The organism is Myceligenerans halotolerans (assembly GCF_054782975.1).
The window spans coordinates 1-1,387 of sequence record NZ_BAAGRL010000051.1; the positions used below are offsets into that span (position 1 = coordinate 1).

The 1,387-nt window shown below is 66.3% G+C and carries 3 protein-coding genes; all 3 read left to right on the forward strand.

Features of this window, described 5'->3' with window-relative positions; translation table 11 throughout:
- Positions 1-201: 201 nt before the first annotated feature.
- A complete protein-coding gene (locus ACYVK5_RS23140; protein ID WP_460708339.1) occupies positions 202-465 on the forward strand; it encodes a hypothetical protein in 264 nt (87 codons plus the stop codon).
- The gene (locus ACYVK5_RS23145) at positions 462-854 is read left to right on the forward strand and encodes a type II toxin-antitoxin system VapC family toxin (RefSeq protein WP_460708340.1); all 393 of its coding nucleotides are present in this window, start codon (positions 462-464) and stop codon (positions 852-854) included. Before ACYVK5_RS23140 ends, ACYVK5_RS23145 begins: the two co-directional genes overlap by 4 nt.
- Before the next feature lie 53 nt (positions 855-907).
- A partial coding sequence (locus ACYVK5_RS23150) for a hypothetical protein (RefSeq protein WP_460708341.1) occupies positions 908-1,387 on the forward strand: 480 nt, incomplete at its 3' end.

Consider the following 1,387-nt stretch of genomic DNA (forward strand, 5'->3'; position numbering starts at 1 on the left):
ACCCGGCCACACACGCGCCAGTCAAGACCTCATCTCACGAGCCAAGAACCGGCCAGCCCTGGTGAATATCGGCAATAGAGCTGTGAACCACGACATACGCGACTAATCATGAGCCAACTCGGGTCGTACAGACCCCCAGCGTCGAGAGCAGACCTGTCGCTCAGGTGTGACACCTGACGGGAGGAGTGTTACACTACTGGTATGCCAACCCTGAAGCCGCGTCACGCGATCACCGAGACCGACTCCGTGGCTCATGCGTTGGCGGTGGCTCGTCGGCGTTGGCCCGGGGAGCCGGAGAGCCGGCTGCTGACGCATCTGATCGAGGAGGGTGCTTCGGCGGTCGAGCATGAGGACGATATCGAAACGGTCAGGCACGAGCGTGCGGTCGCGGCGTTGACTGGGCTGGCTGACTACTACCCGGACGGCTATTTGGAGGACGTGCGTGAGGGGTGGGGCGAGGAGTGATCGTCGCCGATGCGAACGTCGTGATCGCGGCTTCACGTCCTGAGCATGTTCATCATGGCGAGGCAGCCAGGATCGTCGTCGAGCACGGCCGTGACGGGATCGTGCTGCATTCGCTGACGATGGCCGAGGTCCTGGTTGGACCGGCCAAGTCCGGTGAGCAGGTCGAGGCGCGGCAGAAGCTGCAGGAGGCTGGGTTCGGCCTCTCTCCCGAAGGCGATCCGTCTCCGGAGGAGCTGGCACTGGTGCGGGCGACGGCCGCGCTGAAGATGCCCGATGCCTGTGTGCTCGCGACTGCCGAGCGTCTGACAGCCGACCTGGCGACGTTCGATGCCCGGCTGGCTCGCGAAGCCAGGGCACGCGGCGTGCGCGTTCGCGGACTATCGGAGTAGACGGCCCTGCCGGAACGACGGCGCTGGATCTGCTGCGGGGGGTGCCGGTCACGGTGACGGACCCGAACGGGAAGGTGACTACTGCCGAGTACGACAACCTGGGCCGCCTGTTGAAGGTGTGGCAGCCGGACCGGGATACGGGCCTGTCGCCGACGGTGTCGTACGAGTACACGGTCCGCGCGGGCGGGATCAGCGCGGTGCTCACGTCGGTGCTGGGCGCGGACGGGTCGCGTCGGCACGAGAGCAGTGTCTTGTATGACGGGCTTGCTCGCCCGATCCAGACCCAGCGTGAGTCCGCTGATCCGGGTGCGCCGGGGCGCGTGGTGACCGACGTGGTCTATGACCACGCGGGCCGCAAGGTGATGGCGATCGGGGAGTGGTACGTCCAAGGTACGGCGTCGGACAAGTTCTTGACGCTGGCGTCGAACGACGTGGTGGCGCCGGCCAAGGTGCTGTTCGAGTATGACGGCGCGGGCCGGCAGGTCGCGGAGATCTTCCACACGGGGAACATCGACAACCCGGACTACGAGCGC

Excerpts from the sequence above, each read along its gene's own strand:
- ACYVK5_RS23140 (WP_460708339.1), top strand. The coding sequence starts at position 202 with ATGCCAACCCTGAAGCCGCGTCACGCGATCACCGAGACCGACTCCGTG.